The sequence below is a fragment of the Cytobacillus sp. ABV4_503 genome, assembly GCF_056158445.1.
This window is the reverse complement of sequence record NZ_JBSWTH010000001.1, coordinates 3,758,177-3,776,207: the sequence shown is the minus strand read 5'-3', so window position 1 is coordinate 3,776,207 and position 18,031 is coordinate 3,758,177. Positions and strand designations below refer to the sequence as shown.

Genomic DNA, 18,031 nt, shown 5'->3' with positions numbered 1-18,031 from the left:
GCTCCTAAACCAGTTGAAGGTGGAAAGCAATTGCAATCAGAATGAACAGCGATAGCAGCAGTACATCAAAGGTGGTAGGCAGCAAAATTGTTCTTATGCCTTGAAAAACACAGAACGGGATAATAAACTGTGCACACACATTCCTGAAAGTTCTTAACCAGGGAGGCAGTGTGTAAGGATTATATTTTCTTCTCATTGTCGCATGCCCCTTTCCCGAATGTTCATATGTATATTCTATGATTCATTTACCGGTAAAGTGCCTATTTTCGTTTCTTTCCTGTATAACGGCATTTTTATACCCCCTATAATATTTTTTTCGGGCAAAATCATCATCACTTCAATGGTAATAATGAATAATATAAAAAAAACTCGGGTATCCTTATTGACTATAATAGTCTTTTTTCGGTAGTATATTTTATATATAAAATTGAATATCGATGCTAAGACAGGGAAGAGTACAATGGCCATTTGCCTTTTAGAGAGGAAAACCAGCAGCTGAAAGGTTATCCAGGCAGAACCGTTGGAAGGTCGCCCTAGAGCATCTTTTGCGAAAGGCTGCAGCCTAGTAGTAAAAGACGGGAAATCCGTTATCTGATTAAGTGTCAATCTCTATAAGAATGTCTTTCCCTGATTTTCTTTGGTGATTGAAAAAAAGGTGGTACCGCGAAGCATACTCCATTCGTCCTTTTATGGCGAATGGAGTTTTTTATTTTTAAAAGAAAGTATTCAATTCTAAACGTCGATAACTGTCTAGCTCCAGCGCCTATCCCCTCAACATGTCGGGGGTGGGCAAGGCGCTTCCGCTTTTCTTGTTTAGGATTGTTTTTAGAAAGGAAGAATGACATATGGATAGTAATGAATTATCAATGCCGACGAAATATGATCCGCAGGGGATTGAAAAAGGACGATATGACTGGTGGCTCGAAGGGAAGTTTTTTGAAGCAAAAGACGATGAAACTAAACAGCCCTATACAATTGTAATTCCGCCTCCGAACGTAACTGGAAAGCTTCATCTTGGCCATGCATGGGATACGACCCTGCAGGATATCCTCACCCGGATGAAGCGTATGCAGGGATACGATGTATTATGGCTTCCAGGAATGGACCATGCGGGTATTGCCACTCAGGCAAAGGTTGAAGAAAAGCTTCGCAATGAAGGCAAAAGCCGCTATGATTTAGGCCGTGAGAAGTTCGTAGAAGAAACTTGGAAATGGAAAGATGAGTATGCGAGCCATATTCGCCAGCAATGGTCAAAGCTTGGATTAGGGCTTGATTACAGCCGTGAACGCTTCACCCTTGATGAAGGCTTATCAAAAGCTGTTAGAGAGGTTTTCGTTTCACTTTATAATAAAGGTTTGATTTATCGCGGCGAGTACATCATCAACTGGGATCCGTCTACGAAAACGGCCCTTTCTGATATCGAAGTTATTTATAAGGATGTGCAAGGTGCTTTCTACCATATGAGATATCCTCTGACAGATGGCTCAGGTCATATCGAAATTGCCACTACACGCCCTGAAACGATGCTTGGCGATACAGCTGTAGCAGTACACCCGGAAGATGAGCGCTATAAGCATTTAATCGGCAAAACAGTTAAACTGCCGATCACAGGACGCGAAATTCCAATAGTTGCAGATGATTATGTAGAAATGGATTTCGGGTCAGGTGCAGTAAAAATTACGCCGGCTCATGACCCAAATGATTTCGAAATTGGAAACCGCCACAATCTTGAAAGAATTCTTGTAATGAATGAAGATGGCACAATGAACAGCAGAGCCGGTAAATACCAGGATATGGACCGCTTTGAATGCCGCAGGCAGATCGTGAAGGATCTGCAGGAAGAAGAAGTTCTTTTCAAAATTGAAGAACATATGCATTCTGTGGGCCATTCAGAGCGCAGCGGCGCAGTAGTTGAACCGTACCTTTCAACACAATGGTTTGTTAAAATGCAGCCCCTTGCTGATGAAGCCATCGCTCTTCAAACTAAAGAAGAAAAAGTAAACTTTGTTCCAGAGCGATTTGAAAAAACGTATCTGCGCTGGATGGAAAATATTCGTGACTGGTGTATTTCACGCCAGCTTTGGTGGGGCCACCGCATCCCGGCCTGGTACCACAAAGAGACAGGTGAGGTTTTCGTAGGGCACGAAGCACCTGAAGATATTGAAAACTGGGAGCAGGACAAGGATGTTTTGGATACCTGGTTCAGTTCAGCCCTTTGGCCATTTTCAACAATGGGCTGGCCGGATACTGACTCAAGCGATTTCAAGAGATACTATCCGACTGCTGCTCTGGTAACTGGCTATGATATCATTTTCTTCTGGGTATCACGAATGATCTTCCAGGGTCTCGAATTTACAGGAGAGCGTCCATTCCAGGATGTATTAATTCATGGTCTTGTTCGTGACTCACAGGGACGCAAGATGAGTAAGTCCCTTGGAAATGGCGTTGATCCAATGGATGTAATCGATCAGTATGGTGCCGATTCACTCCGTTATTTCCTTTCTACAGGCAGCTCGCCGGGACAGGATTTGCGCTTTAGTATGGAAAAGGTTGAGGCAACATGGAACTTTGCCAATAAAATCTGGAACGCATCCCGATTTGCCTTAATGAACATGGATGGATTAACATACGAAGAAATTGATTTAAGCGGTGAAAAGTCTGTTGCCGATAAATGGATATTAACCCGTTTGAATGAAACAATTGAGACGGTTACAAGATTGTCTGACCGCTACGAGTTTGGCGAGGTTGGCCGAGTTCTGTATAACTTCATCTGGGATGACTTCTGTGATTGGTATATCGAAATGGCAAAGCTTCCGCTGTATGGAGAAGATGAAGCTGCCAAGAAAACTACGCGTTCCATCCTGGCATTTGTTCTGGACAATACAATGCGTCTGCTGCATCCATTTATGCCATTTATTACGGAAGAAATTTGGCAGAACCTTCCTCATTCAGGTGAATCCATTACGGTTGCCCAGTGGCCGGAAGTAAACGATGAGTATACAGATACCCAGGCTGCAAACGAAATGAAGCTGCTTGTAGAAATCATCCGCTCTGTCCGCAACAGCCGTGCTGAAGTGAACACACCGATGAGCAAGAAGATTAAAATGATGGTTAAAGCTAAGGATGAGGAAATTCTGGGTACACTGGAAAATAACCGTGCCTATATTGAACGATTCTGTAACCCTGAAGAACTAGTGCTGGCTCTGAATGTTGAGACGCCTGATAAGGCGATGACAGCAGTTGTGACTGGTGCAGAAATCATTCTTCCACTTGAAGGCCTGATTAACATTGAAGAAGAAGTTGCACGCCTTCAGAAAGAGTGGGATAAATTAAATAAAGAAGTTGAAAGAGTCCAGAAGAAACTTTCAAACGAAGGCTTTATTAAAAAGGCGCCTGAAAAGGTAATTGAGGAAGAGAAAGCAAAAGAACAAGACTACAGCGAGAAGAGAGCAGCTGTAGAAGCTCGCATTAAAGAGCTAAAAGGAGAATAATTAATAGTTGCGGAAGGCGGGTCCATAGGAAGGATTCGTCTTCCTTCCTGTATAACGGAGGTGCATATATATGTTTTCTACTTATGAAGAAGCACTGGAATGGATTCATTCAAGGCTGAGACTGGGGATGAAGCCGGGTCTGCAAAGGATGGAATGGATGATGGAAAAACTCGGGCATCCCGAGAGAAGAATTAAGTCTGTTCATATTGGCGGAACGAATGGTAAAGGCTCAACAGTTACGTTTTTAAGATCCATTCTTCAAGAGGCGGGTTATTCAGTCGGAACGTTTACATCGCCATATTTTGAGAAATTTAATGAACGGATTTCTCTTAACGGAATTCCAATAAAAGATGAAGATCTCGTTCGGGTTGCTAATGATATATATCCGCTGGCAATTGAATTGGAACAGACGGAACTTGGCGGTCCAACCGAGTTTGAAATCATTACCGCCATGGCTTTCCAATATTTTGGCCATGTACAGCAGGTAGATCTCGTTTTGTTAGAAGTGGGACTTGGCGGCAGGTTTGACTCCACTAACATCATCTATCCATTATTATCAATCATTACAAGCATCGGGCTCGACCACACCGCCATACTTGGGAATACATACGGGGAAATCGCTTTTGAAAAAGCGGGAATAATTAAACCTGGAATCAGTGTTATTACAGCTGTTAAACAAGAAGATGCTCTCGCTGTTATTCAAGATAAAGCTTTAAGCATGAAGTCCCCTGTTTATCAGCTGGGGAATGAATTTACGATTTCTGATCATAAATCCCTGGGCCAGGGAGAAGTATTTTCCCTGAAGACAGTCTTTCAGAACTACCCTGATTTTGAGACAGGAATGAGCGGAAAACACCAGACTGAAAATGCTTCCCTGGCTGTGATGGCAGCAGAGCTATTAAATAAATTTTATTCTTTCCTTATAGAGGTAAACCATATAAGAATAGGCTTGAAAAAAGCTTTCTGGCCCGGCCGATTTGAAATTCTATCTGAAGACCCGCTGGTGATAATAGATGGAGCCCATAATGAAGAAGGGATAGCTGCCTTAACTGCGGAGCTGAACAACCGTTTTGGAGATAAAAACAAAAATATTGTATTCGCTGCGCTGGCTGATAAAAAGCTTGAAAAAATGATCACTATGCTTGATTCAGCTGCAGAACGCATCACCTTTACCGAATTTGAGTTTCCGAGAGCAGCATCAGCTGAAGATTTATATAATCTCAGTAAAAATGCCAGGAGACAGTTTCATACGGACTGGAAAGTGTTATTGGAGACTGAACTGCGTGAAGCAGGAAAAAACAGCGTGCTGGTTATTACTGGATCACTTTACTTCCTCTCAGATGTGAAGCCTATTCTTTTGAAGCTTTTGGAAAATAATAAATGAAAATATGACAAAAGTTAGAAAATTTGATAAAATGTTCGTATCATCCGACTATTTTCCTGAATAAATTGGAGGAGGGGAAAAAGATAGTTAGTTCACTGGCCAAAAAAATAATATGGTTATTATGGATACTGATATTTCCTGCAGGTTCCATGCTAACCTATCATTTTTACCCACCCGATCTTTCAGGACAGGGAATCAGTTTGTTTGCCTTTTTCATATTGATGTTTTTCGTTTCATCCATGCCGATGGTAATCAATAATACACCAATCTTTTTAATACAATGGGTTACGATGGCAGTGTTTTTAACCTTTGGGCTCCTTGCTGAAATGATAATGGTTCAATTGGGGATCCTGGTACTTCTTTTAAGGCTGAAAATACAAAAGGACCAGCTGTTCCGTCTGCCGCTTAACTCACTTTTGTTCTTTGCATTATCTATTTTGAGCGGACTCGCTTACTTTGCAATGGGTGGTAAAGTTGGTGTAGATCTAATAGCCAATCCCCAATATTTCTGGGTTGCTGCAGCATATCCGGTCATCCATTTTACTCTAAATCAGGTATTGATCAGCGTAATCCAGGCTGTATTGTATGGCAGAAAAATATCTTTTCTGGAAAAAGACGTTATTTGGGAAACTATTACCTCTCTCATAACATTCCCGATTGGCCTTATCCTTTACATTTTATATTCTGAGGTGGGGATTCTTGCACTGCTGTTTGTAGGGGTGCCATTTGTAAGTCTTTCAATCATTCTTCATCTTTATTACTCAAGTGAAAAGGTTATTGATTACCTTCAGAAAGCCGCAGATATAGGCCATCAAATGGCAGAGCGCCTTGATGTGAATGAAGTTATGGAGCTTTTCATTTTGAAATTGAGCGAAATGATGCCTGTTGACTATGCCTATATTCTTGATATTAAGGATAACGAGGAACTTCACACAATATACCGAATTGAGCATAGCCAAATAAAGCCTAATGACCTTAAGCCTACCAAAAAAAGTGAGGGAATCAGCGGATTGGTTTTGGGCACCCGAAAATCTGCCCTTTTCCATTCTGGGAATAAATGGAAAATTATTGCTAAGGAATTCTTGCCTGAAGATGCCGAAAGCCTTATTTGTGTTCCGATAATCCGAAGTAATGAAGTATTGGGAATACTGCTGCTTTCTTCAGCAAAAAAGAGGTCCTATGAAAAGTCACAGCTCATGATTGTCGATATTTTATGTTCGCATTTTGCAATAGCAATAGAGAATGCAAAGCACTATGAGGAAACAAAAGATAAAAGCGAGCGCTGTGCGTTAACGAAACTATTCAATTATAGATATATGGAAGCTAAATTAAATGAAGAATTCAGCAGATTGCAAAATGGTGAAAGAGAACTACTTTCACTCATCATACTTGACATCGATCATTTTAAAAAAGTGAACGATACTTATGGGCACCAAAGCGGTAATGAAATCCTCTGTGAGCTGGCTGATCGTCTGACAAATTTAATAGATAAGGCAGGAATTGCTGCCCGATATGGCGGCGAGGAATTTGTTGTCTTAATGCCTGATACCAGCAAAGAAGATGCGATAGGCTGGGCAGAGTTAATCAGACAGACCATTGCCAACCGTCCATTCATACTCGAACAGCATATTGATGGCAGCAGCAAAAATAAGGCCGTTCATATCACAGCCTCCATCGGGGTAGCTCGCGACTCCAAAAGATGCTGATGATGCACTCGCCCTTATCCGTCATGCCGATAGGGCTTTGTATGTCGGGGCGAAGCGGGCTGGGAGGAATAGGGTTGCGGAATATGCGAAGTAAAAATCCTTTTGACAAACAAAAGGATTTTTTTTGTGCAAAAATAAACCTTTTTACCTATTAAATATATTGTTCTTATAGGTGTATTGGTATAATAGTAGTGATACATAATTCTGGTAAAGGAGGGATATTATTATATGGCAAAAAAAATACTGCTTAGTTTATTGACCGTTCTTATCATATGCTTCTTATCTGCACAATCTTCAATGGCGTCTGGATTAAATGATGCCAAATTAAACTTCACTGTTCAGCCTTCCCAGAATATAATCGTTAAACCAGCCGATAGGCCAGCAGCAGCAAATCTGGATTTCAGAGTAAAGCAGGGCGGATCTGCATCTGATATTAATAGAGAACCAATGGATGTTGTCTTTATTATGGATATTTCCGGTTCAATGAATGATGCTGGTAAACTTGATAGTGCTAAAACCGCCATGAATAATGCTCTTGACCATTTTTTGCAGACCGCAAATTCAGCAGACAGATACTTTTTAATACCCTTCAATAAAAAAATCAGTGAGCAAGAGGGATTTTTTTATCCTTCGGGAAATGCCCTTAATGACCTTGGAATGATAAAAGAAAAAGTCAGGACATTAACAGCAATCAATGGAACAAATTATAAGGACCCGATAAAAAAAGCTGAAGAGCTATTGAAAGGCGGGAATGGAAATAATAATATTGTCTTTTTGACAGATGGTGTGCCTACTTATTCTGAGAGTATACAAATAAGAACTTTTAATAAAAAATCCTGTGTTTTTATATTTTGCGATTCAAATAGAGTAACAGAAGAAGTAACGTATATAGAAGAACTTCTAACGAGAGGTTATACAAAAAATGGCATATTTTATCCTTATATTCCCTACCAATACCTGGCCGATGAATATTTTATAGATAATAATAACCGAAGTTATTCAATAAAAAATAATAGTGAACACTATGCTTCGACTCAAACTTCTATTAGAAAGGCTATTATCGATGAAGTAAAAAAGCTCACTGCAAGTAATATCAAGCTGCATTCGATTGGGTTTGGCAGTGACGATGATATCGATATAAATTTTCTAAACGAGATGTCCTATTATACTGGAGAAACCGCCATTCAGGCAGGTACAGGAAATATAGAAGATATTCTTGAGCGAATTTCAAGCAGTGTACTAAAGCCATCCATCACTGCTGAAATACAAGTAGACTTAAATCCATTTAAAGGAAAAGTAACGCTGGCAGAAGGCGCAAATGCCATACAAAATGCCGATAACATCATTACCAAGCAGGTTAATTTCAAATACGATATCGGGAAAGAAACAATAAGTGAACTGGATTTCAGTATTCCACTAAATTTTGCACAAGAAGGAAAGTATGTTTTTAAAGATAATATAAAGCTAAAATACAAAGATTTGAATAATAAGGAACACGTAATAGTCCATCCGGAAGTGCAGATTGAAGTTCAGGATGATGCACCAGCATCATTTAATGGGACGATGCTTCTGGAAAAAGAGCTTAACGATTTACGTGACTTAGTAAAAGAAATGAGTTCGGATAAAAAGTCAAACCAGTTTAATATCAAATATAATTTGGAGCCTATAGGAATTCCAGACAATAGAGTGGAAGGCAGCTTGAGGAATATTATTATCAAACAGCCGCTTCCTGAAGGGATACTTATTGCAGATCCTTCCGTGAAAGAAGAGATCATAAATGGACAGAGGCATGCGGTACTTACTCTAACAAATCAGCAAAGCAGCTATAAAAATGGTGCTTTCACACCAAATCGTCTTTCTGCCAAAATAGTATTAAAAGCTGATAGAGCCTTTTATGGCTTAACCATGCCCCGTTCACAGGTTTTCTATTCTGACAGCAGATTCCCAGACAAGCCTCAATCAACTAGTATTGCTGCTTCCAGCCAGGTTATTGATGCAAAGGTAAGATTAAATAGTTTTAATAACATCGCTTATGATGGAGACGCAGCCGGGATCATTTCAAAGTTAGATTTAAATAATAACGGTAAAAAACTGGCACAGTCAGAGTTTCCGAATAATTATGGCCTGAAAAATAAACCTGTCAAAAATTTATATTTCCTTTCAGACAGCAAAGCTGCAGGCCTTAAAATTGAATATACGGATGATAGTCTCGCACAGCTTTATTTTGAACCGGATTTTGAGATGAATGGCGAAGTTACTGGGAATGTCTTTTCTGATAAGGGTGTTGCTTACGAACCAATTGCCATCAATCTATCTAAACTGGTTGCCGGCAAGGATGTCAATTATTTTTACAAAGTTGAAAAAGATGGGAATGAAGGCATTTGGAACCCCTTTGCTCCTGAGGGCAGTGTATTATTAGATGCTCCAGGGTCTTATATAATTAAGGTTAAAGCATCCGGGGGATTCGCGTTCGGGAATGAAATCTCAAAGTCAATTACAATTGTGAAAAGAATTGAAAGCATAAGCGTAGCTCCAGATCCAATTGAATTGGATGTTGATAAATCAAAATCCTTTAAAGTAGAAATTTCTCCATCTGATGCTTCTAATCAAGAACTCGAAATGATAATTGAGGATACATCCAAAGCAGACTTCGTTGATGACAATACAATATTGGGAAAATCTGCAGGTGAAACTTATTTGGTTGTTAAAGCTAAGGACGGCTCCAATATAGAGAGGAAAATTAAAATAATTGTCACTGACCATTACATTGCCTTAGAGGAAATTAAATTTGATAAAGCTGTATACAAAATTGACAAAGATGATAGCATCGCAGTAAAAAATTTGCTGATCTTTAATCCTTCTAATGCCACAGACCAGGATATTGTTGAAGTGCTCTCTGAGATGCCGGATAAAGTCCGAATAGTTCAGAGAGGTGCTGAGTGGTATATTGAAGGTGTAGCAATAGGATACTCAAAGGTAACGGCTGCAGCTGAAGAGCAAAAAGACGGTAAGCAGCCGAAAGCTTCAGCTCTATTTGAAGTAGTGAATGAAGCTGATCAAACTGACAATGGTCCTGCTGGGGAAGGAAAATGGTAGAAGAAAAAGGTGCTGATATGAGCACCTTTTTCTTATTCTATTAATAATTCATCCGAAAAGATTTGAAGATGTTTTACGATTGGAAGGGTGTCTATCCTTTGAAGAAGGACATTTTGATCGTAATTCACAATAAAGCGAGAATACCTATCCTCCTGTGATGATTTTAAAGGTAGATTTTCTATGGAATCTACTTCACCTCGAATAGCATTAATTGTCAGCCTTTCTTTGGCAAAAATTCCTCCATTGATATAAAACAATGAACCCACTCCATATAATTCTGCATCATTTTCCGTATAGAAAAATCCTTTTAAAGGCTTTATACCTTCATCTTCAGGAATATACGGTTTTTCACCTTCTCTAGGAGGATTAAAATTATTGAATTCATTAATGCGGGTTAAAAGCAGGTTTTCCTTTGCCATTAGCACAAGCTGTTTCGAATTATTTTCTGCTCCTAAAATATTTACATTCGAAATATTGGCCCGTTTGCCGGCATACACAACAGAATCAAAGATCACTTGATCGTTTTCTGAAGGCTCACCGGCTTCATCTCCATTAATAGTGAAAGATTCATTGGAGACTATTGTCCCTTTCATTTCAATAGAAGTATTAAGTGCATTAATTATAGTGCTTTTCCCGGTTAAAATATCCCCATTCACCTTAATGCCTTTCTCGAATAGATCATCCCTGTTTTTAGCATAGGATTCGATGATAACATTATTTGCGGAAGTAATACTTTCATTTACCTCAAGCTTGCCGTCAAAATTGACAAGGTGAGTTCTCCCGGTTACTAATATATCTTCGTTCAGTGTTAAACTTTCATAATTAACAAGATAGAGATCACCATCAACAATCAGCTTTTCATTTATTTCAATTGGAGCATTCTCAGCCATGATTACCACATCACCTTGAATAAGGCCACTGAGCAGTATGGCAGCTTCAGAATTGTTTATTAGGTAACTTTCAAGAGGTGCATCCATATTAGTAACGATTTGCTGCAAAGTTTTAGGCAAGCCGGCTAGTTTTTCAATTTGCCCCTCAATTAAAGTGTTCATTGAGAAGGAAGCAAGGATGCCTGATGCTATTTCTTTTGAAAACAATTCGCCTTCTCCGGTTCGGAAAACAGGAATACCGCTAGCTGATAATAATTGATTTGCCTGTTCATTCATCGTCTTGTCAAAATCAATATTGATAAATTGGCTATCATGCTTTAGTACAGGAACTTGTCCCTTATAAAAGTTCTCTTCATCCAGAAGCGGAAGAAGGTTTGCTGCTGAACTGTACAGATCCCCATTGATTGAGGACATATTGGTATCCTGTCTCTTTTTACTTCCATTTCTCAACTCGAATTCTGCATCCTCATTTATTGTCAGCTGATTAGCATATACATTACCAGAGAAATTTGCTGATCCGTTTAAAATAAGGCCAGCATCATTTTTATCAGAAAAGGAGCCGGCTGCATACTTCAAAAAGCTCGGAAGCGGTGACAGGATAAGTCTTTTCTTAATTGTCCGAGTAATTCTGCCTTCTGTTTCAATAGGGTTTTTGGTGACAATTATGATTTCCAGAACTCTTGTAAAATCATTTTCAGTTTCTATATTAAATGTATCGTATTTTGAAATATCGTCGATACAAGGGGTGTCAGTATCGATGAAGCTTGCGCTGCTGCCTGATAAGTCAATAATGTTTAAACAGCTTATATTTTCATTTGCTTTATGCGGCACGATTAAATCATCTTCCAGCTTCTGCTTTAATCGTGTATCAAAGTCACTGCGCACATAAAGATTTCCGTCAGTGCTCTTTCCCCGGTAATTTTCGAGGGGAAGCTGCGGCAGTATCCTGGCCAGCTTGGAAGTCATTTGATCGATAAGCTTTACAGAATCATATGTTATGGAGATATCACTCTCCCTCGTTTCCGTTCTTTTGGCCCCGCTCAGAGAAGCTGCCACAATACTCATTCCCAAAACGGTAAATATAAGTGACATTAATAAAACAGTAATGAGGCTATTTCCCCGCTCATTTTTCAGCAAAATCATCACCTCTTAAAATCCGAACATGCTATTAAGCTCCAGTTTCTCTGCAAGCCTTTCATGACCGAGTTGAAGCTTTAAATTAATCATTCCCTGCGAGCATTTATTATCATTGATAAATTCTGTACATGTTAAACCTAATGTCGATTCGTTAAAATCAGCTGCCGAATCAATCGCTGCGCTATCGACTGAAAACACTTTACGGCTGCTGTCACTTTCAGAATCAGTTAATTCAATCCTAATAACTTGTTCTGCTTCAATTGCAGCATTTTGATTTATACTATAAAAAGTCTGTTGTTCCTTCTCTTGTTTTGTTATAGCTGTACCAGCTGAATTGACCAGCTCAATGCAATCTTTATCTCCGCATTCTCTAACATAGTCAAAAGGGAAAGAATAAAATGTATTCATGATCATCGTCGCTGTGTAATCGGCATCATCCCGCAGCTGTCCTTCAATGCCAATCTTATTGTAGAGCTTGTACCCTGAAGTGAATACTCCATAAATAATTGGAAGAATGATGCTGCTGATCACCAGCACAGCCAGCAATTCATAAAGTGTGGCACCGCGCTCATCGAAGATCTTCACTTTTTATTTCTCCTTCAATTGTCGAAATTTCTTCCTTGCCATTGATTTCCCAGGACACACTTGCTTCAAGAGGAACAAAAAAGGAAGAGTGTTCTCCATCAGCAAGGTTAACATTCTCATCTTCTGATTTTAGTAAATTGATAGTTACATTGTACTCGATATTATTTACTATTATAGGGCTGCATTCTATATCATAAGAAGCATCACTCCAAAATAATTTGTAAGCACTATTACAAATTTGAAGGCTAAGAGTTTCGTTTTTGTTATTTCTAAATCTCTCTCTAACTTCTATAAAATTTTCTTTCTCAATATGCATTAAAGCATTTCTGGCAACATTTACAGCTGCCGTCTTCTTTTCATTCATATTCGTATAAGTGTACGCCTGGGAAAAAAACTTCATTGTTCCCATTAAAACAATTCCTAATATCGTTAATGAAACAAGTACTTCCACAAGAGTTAAGCCTTTAGAATCAGTAAGTATTTTTTTATATTTCATAGCCCACTCCTTCTTTCAAAATACCTATTTGTATTATACAATATTTAATAGCAATATTTGTATGTATAGGTCGAATTATGCATTTTTTGATAAGTTTAGCTGTTAAGTCTATCAAAGAAAGGAGAGATAAGATGATCTACCTTGCTTTTGCTTTGGCATCTTTAATTTTCATTATTCCCGCTGTTTATTTCATTCCTTCAGACTTAACTAAAAAAGGGAAAATGCTTGTCGTTGTGGTTTCAATCCTTTTAGGGCTGCTTGGGCTGACAGCAAATGATTTATTCACCGAATGGCAAGTAGCACTTCTTCTTTTACTGCTTATAATGGCAGGTACTTATCTAGCCAATAATAAGATCACCGGATTATTTCATGCAGCTGAAGAAACAGGAGCTTTAAATGCATCTGTAATTGAGAGAACAGTCTCAGATGAGAGTTTAAATGCAATAGCCGCTGCAGACCAGGAAACTGAAAAACCTGCTGTGGCATTAGTGGAACATGTATCAGAAGAAGATAATGAAGACTTAGATTTAATAGATTTTAGCAAGGATGAGAATAGTGGCAGTCGAAAAGATTCGTTAATAGAAGGTGCTTCAATAGGTCTTTCGGAGGAAGAAAGCCATCAGGAGGATTTCAGTTTGGAGGAAATTGAAAGCATGCTTTTAGAAGAAGTGATTGAGGAAAATGCCCTGCAATTAGATGAAAAAGATAAAGTGGAGAATCCATTGGATCCAATCCTTCAAGAGATCAATTATCTCTCGGAACTAGAAGATATGATGAATGAAGAAATGGAACCTGCTAACCATACCGCTGTGGAAATTCGTGAACCAGAGGATCAGACTTGTCAGGATGAGCTAAAGATTTCGGATCATGAACCTGATGAATACTTTGCAATTCTTAACGTATTTGAAGATTCTGGTGAATTGAGGGAACATTATATGGGTGGAGAGACTGAGTATGTGGTGGCAGACTCAGAGGAACACACCCCAGCCCTATGTAGTGAAGAAGCGGCAGCTGCTGCTGAAGCAAAAATCGGTATAAAGGATGAAAGTGGGAAAGAAACGAAAGCAGAAGAGAAACGGCAGGCTGCCGATCCGGGAAGCAGAGCAGAATTCCAGAATCAAATGTTCCAGCTGATAGCACCCCAGCTTGAGCTGGCCCGCAATAGCCTTGATAAGAAAAGTTATGAAATGTTAGTGATTGGATGTATGAATCCTAATATGCAGCCCTCAGATTATTATACATTTGCAAGATTACTATTCGATCACTATATCATTCATAAAGAGTTTGATAAATTACTGGAACTTGCAGAAAGTCTTGAAGCAAGATTTTCTGCTTATCCTGTCCTAAAACAGGAAATCAAATTTATCCAAATGTCCTATGCTGCTGCAGCCAAGAGAAAAAACTATAAATTAAGGTGATGTCAAAATGAAAAAAAATACAGAAATTACAGGTCTTCCTATTATCTCTATTCAGGAAGGCCAGGAAATTGGAACAGTAAAATCATTGGTCATAAATCCTGAAAAAGGCTCCATCGATTTCTTAACAATTGAGCATGAAGATTGGCAAGTTAGTGTAAAAGCAATTCCATTCAAAAAGATAATCGGAATCGGCGAATACGCTGTGACAGTGGAAAGTGACCGTGCCGTAATTGATTTAAATGAAATCCCAATTGCAAATCAGCTGGTAAACAAAAAAATCCGCATTACCCAAACCAAGGTAATGACACGAAAAGGCCAATTATTGGGAGAAACAGCGGAGTTTTACACAGATGAAGAAACTGGAAATATACTAGGAGTTGAGATTCAGCTTTCAGATGCTTCTGCAGTAATGGCTGCCGAAGAAATCTTAACTTATGGAAAGGATATTCTTATTGTTAAGGAAGATTCATCTGAAAGGTACCTAAGCAATGTATCACTGCTTAACCCAATAACTGGAAGTGGAGTCTTTCCGAGTGAAGAAGACAACAATTATCAGCTTCAATCATTGAAAAACAAACAAATGGAATTATTAGTCGGCAAAGAGTTAGAAGCTGATATCTATGACTTAAATGGAAATATATTGTTCCCGTCCGGGCGAATTTTATCAGAACAGGACGTACAGAAAGCTCAAGAAAATGGCCCGAATGTAGTTGTAAATCTGTCAATGAATGTGAATGCATAATTGAAGGAGGAAGCTCAATGTGAGAAATCCTCAGATAATAAAGCTATTTTTGATTACAGCACTCTGCACCTCGTTTATTATAAGCTTTTCTTATATTGGAACTGCAGCATACGGAAAGGTCTTTTCCGATCATGACGCATTTGCTGAAGGTACTTTTATTGGAAATGAAGACGTAACAGGAATGGACAAGTCCCGGGCATTAGCCTATATAACTGAAAAGCAGGAACAATGGCTTAATGGTACAGCTGTCTCGCTTCAATTCCAGGAAGTAACGAAGGATATCAAACCCGTTTCAGCGTTTTATCAATTTGATATTCAACAAAGCATTTCTCTTGCATCGTCAGGCAAGAAAAATCAGCTCATTGTCAAAATAGATGAAGAAAAGCTCAATGCTCTTCTGGAAGAAATGCTGCCGGACCTTTATAAAGATAGCTTAGAACGCGAAAATCTTTTAGCTGACCTTCTTATGTATGCGACATTGCTGGAAAATGGCAATCATACGTTAAAACTGCAAAACTATTTACCCGGAGACCTTCTCGAGGATGAGGTGATTGCCGAATCGTCAACTAAAATCTCCGGTAAAGAAAGTGTTATTGATATGTGGGCTGGCAAAGAAGGAAGCATTGAAGTTGCTCCGCATTCACAAGTTTCTTTTCTTGAGCTTGCTGAAGAAAGAGGAAGCTTGCATTTCGAAGCAGACGAAATAAGCATCCTATCGTCTGCTATTTACAAAGCCCTGCTGAACACCAACTTTATGATTACAGAAAGGCATATTGGGAGATTGCTTCCTGGATACATTGAACCCGGATTTGAGGCCAGAGTGGACTCACTAAAACAAATGGATTTAATTTTTAGTAATCCGAATGACCATGAATACGTGATTGAATTCCAGCAGCTTGATAAGCTTTTGTATGTTTCTGTTAAAGGGCCCAAAACGATATATACTTATCAGGCAGTTCTAAAAAATAAGCAGACTTTTAAGCCGAAAACAATAATCCAAACTGATGCCAAGCTGCCATTTGGACAAAAAAGAACTGGAGTTGAAGGCGAAGAAGGCATTTTGATAGATGTATATCGTGATCAGATTGATGAAGCAGGAAAACTAGTAAACTCCGAAAAAATAGCAGAGGACTTCTATCCGCCAGTTCATGAGGTTCTTATATACAGTCTGGCAATTAAAAAGGATAATCCGAATAGCGCAAATGAAACAGCGGGAAATGTGCCTGAAGAAAGCGTAAGCACTGAGAATGAGAAATCAGAATCAGTTGATGGCAGTACTTCAGCTGAACAGGACACTAAAAATAAACAATCTGAAACAGATGGCAATAAAGACACTAGCGTGAATAAAAGTGGAAATGGTGAAGACCTATGGGGAATAGAGGATGAAGCCGTCAAATAAAAAGGTAAGGCAGTGATGGGCATGAAGCAGATGCGTAAGAGACTGGGAGATTTGCTGGTGGACGCCGGCCTTATCACCGGGGAGCAGCTTCAAACATCTTTAAGAGAAAAGGATTCAAATCAAAAGCTCGGTGATGTTTTGCTTCAAAAAGGATATATTACAGAACAGCAGCTGATTGAGGTTCTTGAATTTCAGCTTGGGATTCCACATGTCAGCTTGTATCGCTATCCCTTTGATACTAAGCTGTTCAGCATCGTACCAAAAGACGTGGCAAAGCGCAATCTCCTCATCCCATTAAAGAAAGACGGAGAGAAGCTATTTGTGGCCATGGCCGATCCTATGGATTTCTACACTATTGATGATTTGCGGCTATCAACGGGGTTTCAAATTGAAGCGGCCATTGCAACAAAGGATGATATTCTCCGGGCAATCAATAAATATTACGATATGAATGAAGGTTTTGAGGAACTGCTGGGGACAGCTGGGAATCCTGATGCAGCAGAAGATAAGCAGATGGTAGATGAAGATTCCCCGGTCGTCCGTCTTGTCAATCAGATCATTGCCAGTGCAGCTGCTTTAAAGGCAAGTGATATACACCTAGATCCCCAGGAAACAAAGGTGCTGATCAGATACCGGATAGATGGAGTTTTAAGAACTGAGCGTGTTCTCCCTAAGCATATGCAAAGTGTGCTTTCAGCCCGAATTAAAATCATGTCCAACCTGGATATTACTGAACATAGAATTCCCCAGGATGGAAGAATAAAGCTTAATATTGATTTTCATCCGGTAGACTTGAGGGTTTCTACACTTCCCACTGTGTATGGTGAGAAAATTGTTTTGAGATTGCTGGACTTAGGCAGTGCTTTGAATGACATCCAAAAGCTTGGCTTCAATAAATTAAATCTGCAGAGATTTACCGAAATGATTGAAAAGCCTACAGGCATTGTTTTGATAACCGGTCCTACCGGCTCAGGGAAATCCTCTACTCTATATGCGGCTTTAAATCGCCTGAACTGTGAAGAAGTAAACATTATAACCGTTGAAGATCCGGTTGAGTATCAGCTTGAAGGAATTAATCAGATTCAAGTTAACTCAAATGTCGGAATGACTTTTGCGAAAGGTTTACGAGCTATTCTGCGTCAGGATCCAAATATCATTATGGTAGGTGAAATCAGGGATAGAGAAACTGCAGAAGTTTCAATTAGAGCATCATTAACGGGACATCTTGTGCTTAGTACATTGCATACAAATGATTCATTAGGTTCCATTACACGTCTGCTGGATATGGGAGTCGAACCATTTCTCGTCGCATCGTCTTTGAGCGGAATTGTTGCACAGCGGCTGGTAAGGAAAGTCTGCCGGGATTGTGCCGAAGAACAGCAGCCGGCTAAGCGGGAAATCGAAATCTTTGCAAAGAGAGGCATAAGGCTTGAGAAGGTTGTGCGGGGGAAAGGCTGTTCTTCCTGTAATATGACTGGATATAAGGGGAGAATTGCCATTCACGAAGTGCTGCCCATAAACGATGAGATGCGTAAAATCATTATGAATGGTGAATCATTTTCAAAGCTTCGGGATTATGCAATAAGAAATAAAACAGTTTTTCTTATTGACGATGGCCTGCTAAAAGTAAAACAGGGCATTACAACCACTGAAGAAGTATTACGGGTAGCTATATCTGATTAGGAGT

Annotated in this window: 12 protein-coding genes and 1 other annotated feature; of the genes, 8 read left to right on the top strand and 4 right to left on the bottom strand. The window is 39.3% G+C overall.

Annotation, left to right across the window (positions count from 1 at the left end; genetic code table 11):
- Positions 1-4: 4 nt before the first annotated feature.
- A complete protein-coding gene (locus ACXAD1_RS19045) occupies positions 5-196 on the bottom strand; it encodes a hypothetical protein (RefSeq protein WP_019380294.1) in 192 nt (63 codons plus the stop codon).
- A 237-nt stretch (positions 197-433) separates the two neighbouring features.
- Positions 434-690, top strand: a binding site (T-box leader).
- A 155-nt stretch (positions 691-845) separates the two neighbouring features.
- On the opposite strand from ACXAD1_RS19045, the gene ACXAD1_RS19040 reads away from it, so the two are divergent.
- From ACXAD1_RS19040 to ACXAD1_RS19025, 4 genes are all read left to right on the top strand, one after another.
- Positions 846-3,491 carry a valine--tRNA ligase gene (locus tag ACXAD1_RS19040; RefSeq protein WP_474910774.1) on the top strand — a complete coding sequence of 882 codons (2,646 nt, stop codon included), beginning with the start codon at positions 846-848 and terminating at the stop codon, positions 3,489-3,491.
- Positions 3,492-3,561: 70 nt separating this feature from the next.
- The gene (locus tag ACXAD1_RS19035; RefSeq protein ID WP_206838964.1) at positions 3,562-4,875 is read left to right on the top strand and encodes a bifunctional folylpolyglutamate synthase/dihydrofolate synthase; all 1,314 of its coding nucleotides are present in this window, start codon (positions 3,562-3,564) and stop codon (positions 4,873-4,875) included.
- A 149-nt stretch (positions 4,876-5,024) separates the two neighbouring features.
- Positions 5,025-6,581: a sensor domain-containing diguanylate cyclase gene (locus tag ACXAD1_RS19030; RefSeq protein ID WP_474910773.1), complete on the top strand. Its 1,557-nt coding sequence runs from the start codon at positions 5,025-5,027 to the stop codon at positions 6,579-6,581.
- Positions 6,582-6,809: 228 nt separating this feature from the next.
- Complete coding sequence (locus ACXAD1_RS19025; protein WP_474910772.1) at positions 6,810-9,677, top strand: VWA domain-containing protein; 2,868 nt, start codon at positions 6,810-6,812, stop codon at positions 9,675-9,677.
- Positions 9,678-9,709: 32 nt separating this feature from the next.
- Here ACXAD1_RS19025 and ACXAD1_RS19020 read toward each other — a convergent pair whose 3' ends face one another.
- From ACXAD1_RS19020 to ACXAD1_RS19010, 3 genes are read right to left on the bottom strand one after another with little or no spacing between them, the layout of a single operon-like run.
- Positions 9,710-11,704 (bottom strand): hypothetical protein, encoded by a 1,995-nt coding sequence (locus ACXAD1_RS19020; RefSeq protein ID WP_474910771.1) that lies wholly within the window; start codon positions 11,702-11,704, stop codon positions 9,710-9,712.
- Positions 11,705-11,716: 12 nt separating this feature from the next.
- The gene (locus ACXAD1_RS19015; RefSeq protein ID WP_206838958.1) at positions 11,717-12,289 is read right to left on the bottom strand and encodes a hypothetical protein; all 573 of its coding nucleotides are present in this window, start codon (positions 12,287-12,289) and stop codon (positions 11,717-11,719) included.
- Entirely contained in the window at positions 12,273-12,785 is a 513-nt protein-coding gene (locus tag ACXAD1_RS19010; RefSeq protein ID WP_474910770.1) for a type IV pilus modification PilV family protein, read from the bottom strand. Before ACXAD1_RS19010 ends, ACXAD1_RS19015 begins: the two co-directional genes overlap by 17 nt.
- A 131-nt stretch (positions 12,786-12,916) precedes the next feature.
- Here ACXAD1_RS19010 and ACXAD1_RS19005 point away from each other — a divergent pair, with 131 nt between their 5' ends.
- Genes ACXAD1_RS19005 through ACXAD1_RS18990 form a run of 4 tightly spaced genes read left to right on the top strand, consistent with a single transcriptional unit; the run spans position 12,917 to position 18,027 of the window.
- Positions 12,917-14,203 carry a hypothetical protein gene (locus ACXAD1_RS19005; RefSeq protein WP_474910769.1) on the top strand — a complete coding sequence of 429 codons (1,287 nt, stop codon included), beginning with the start codon at positions 12,917-12,919 and terminating at the stop codon, positions 14,201-14,203.
- 7 nt (positions 14,204-14,210) lie between these two features.
- On the top strand, positions 14,211-14,945 hold the full coding sequence (locus ACXAD1_RS19000) for a PRC-barrel domain-containing protein (RefSeq protein ID WP_370223395.1): 735 nt from the start codon (positions 14,211-14,213) through the stop codon (positions 14,943-14,945).
- 19 nt (positions 14,946-14,964) lie between these two features.
- Positions 14,965-16,344, top strand: coding sequence for a VanW family protein (locus ACXAD1_RS18995; RefSeq protein WP_474910768.1), 1,380 nt, complete (start codon positions 14,965-14,967; stop codon positions 16,342-16,344).
- A 21-nt stretch (positions 16,345-16,365) separates the two neighbouring features.
- The gene (locus ACXAD1_RS18990; RefSeq protein WP_370223397.1) at positions 16,366-18,027 is read left to right on the top strand and encodes a GspE/PulE family protein; all 1,662 of its coding nucleotides are present in this window, start codon (positions 16,366-16,368) and stop codon (positions 18,025-18,027) included.
- Positions 18,028-18,031 lie beyond the last annotated feature (4 nt).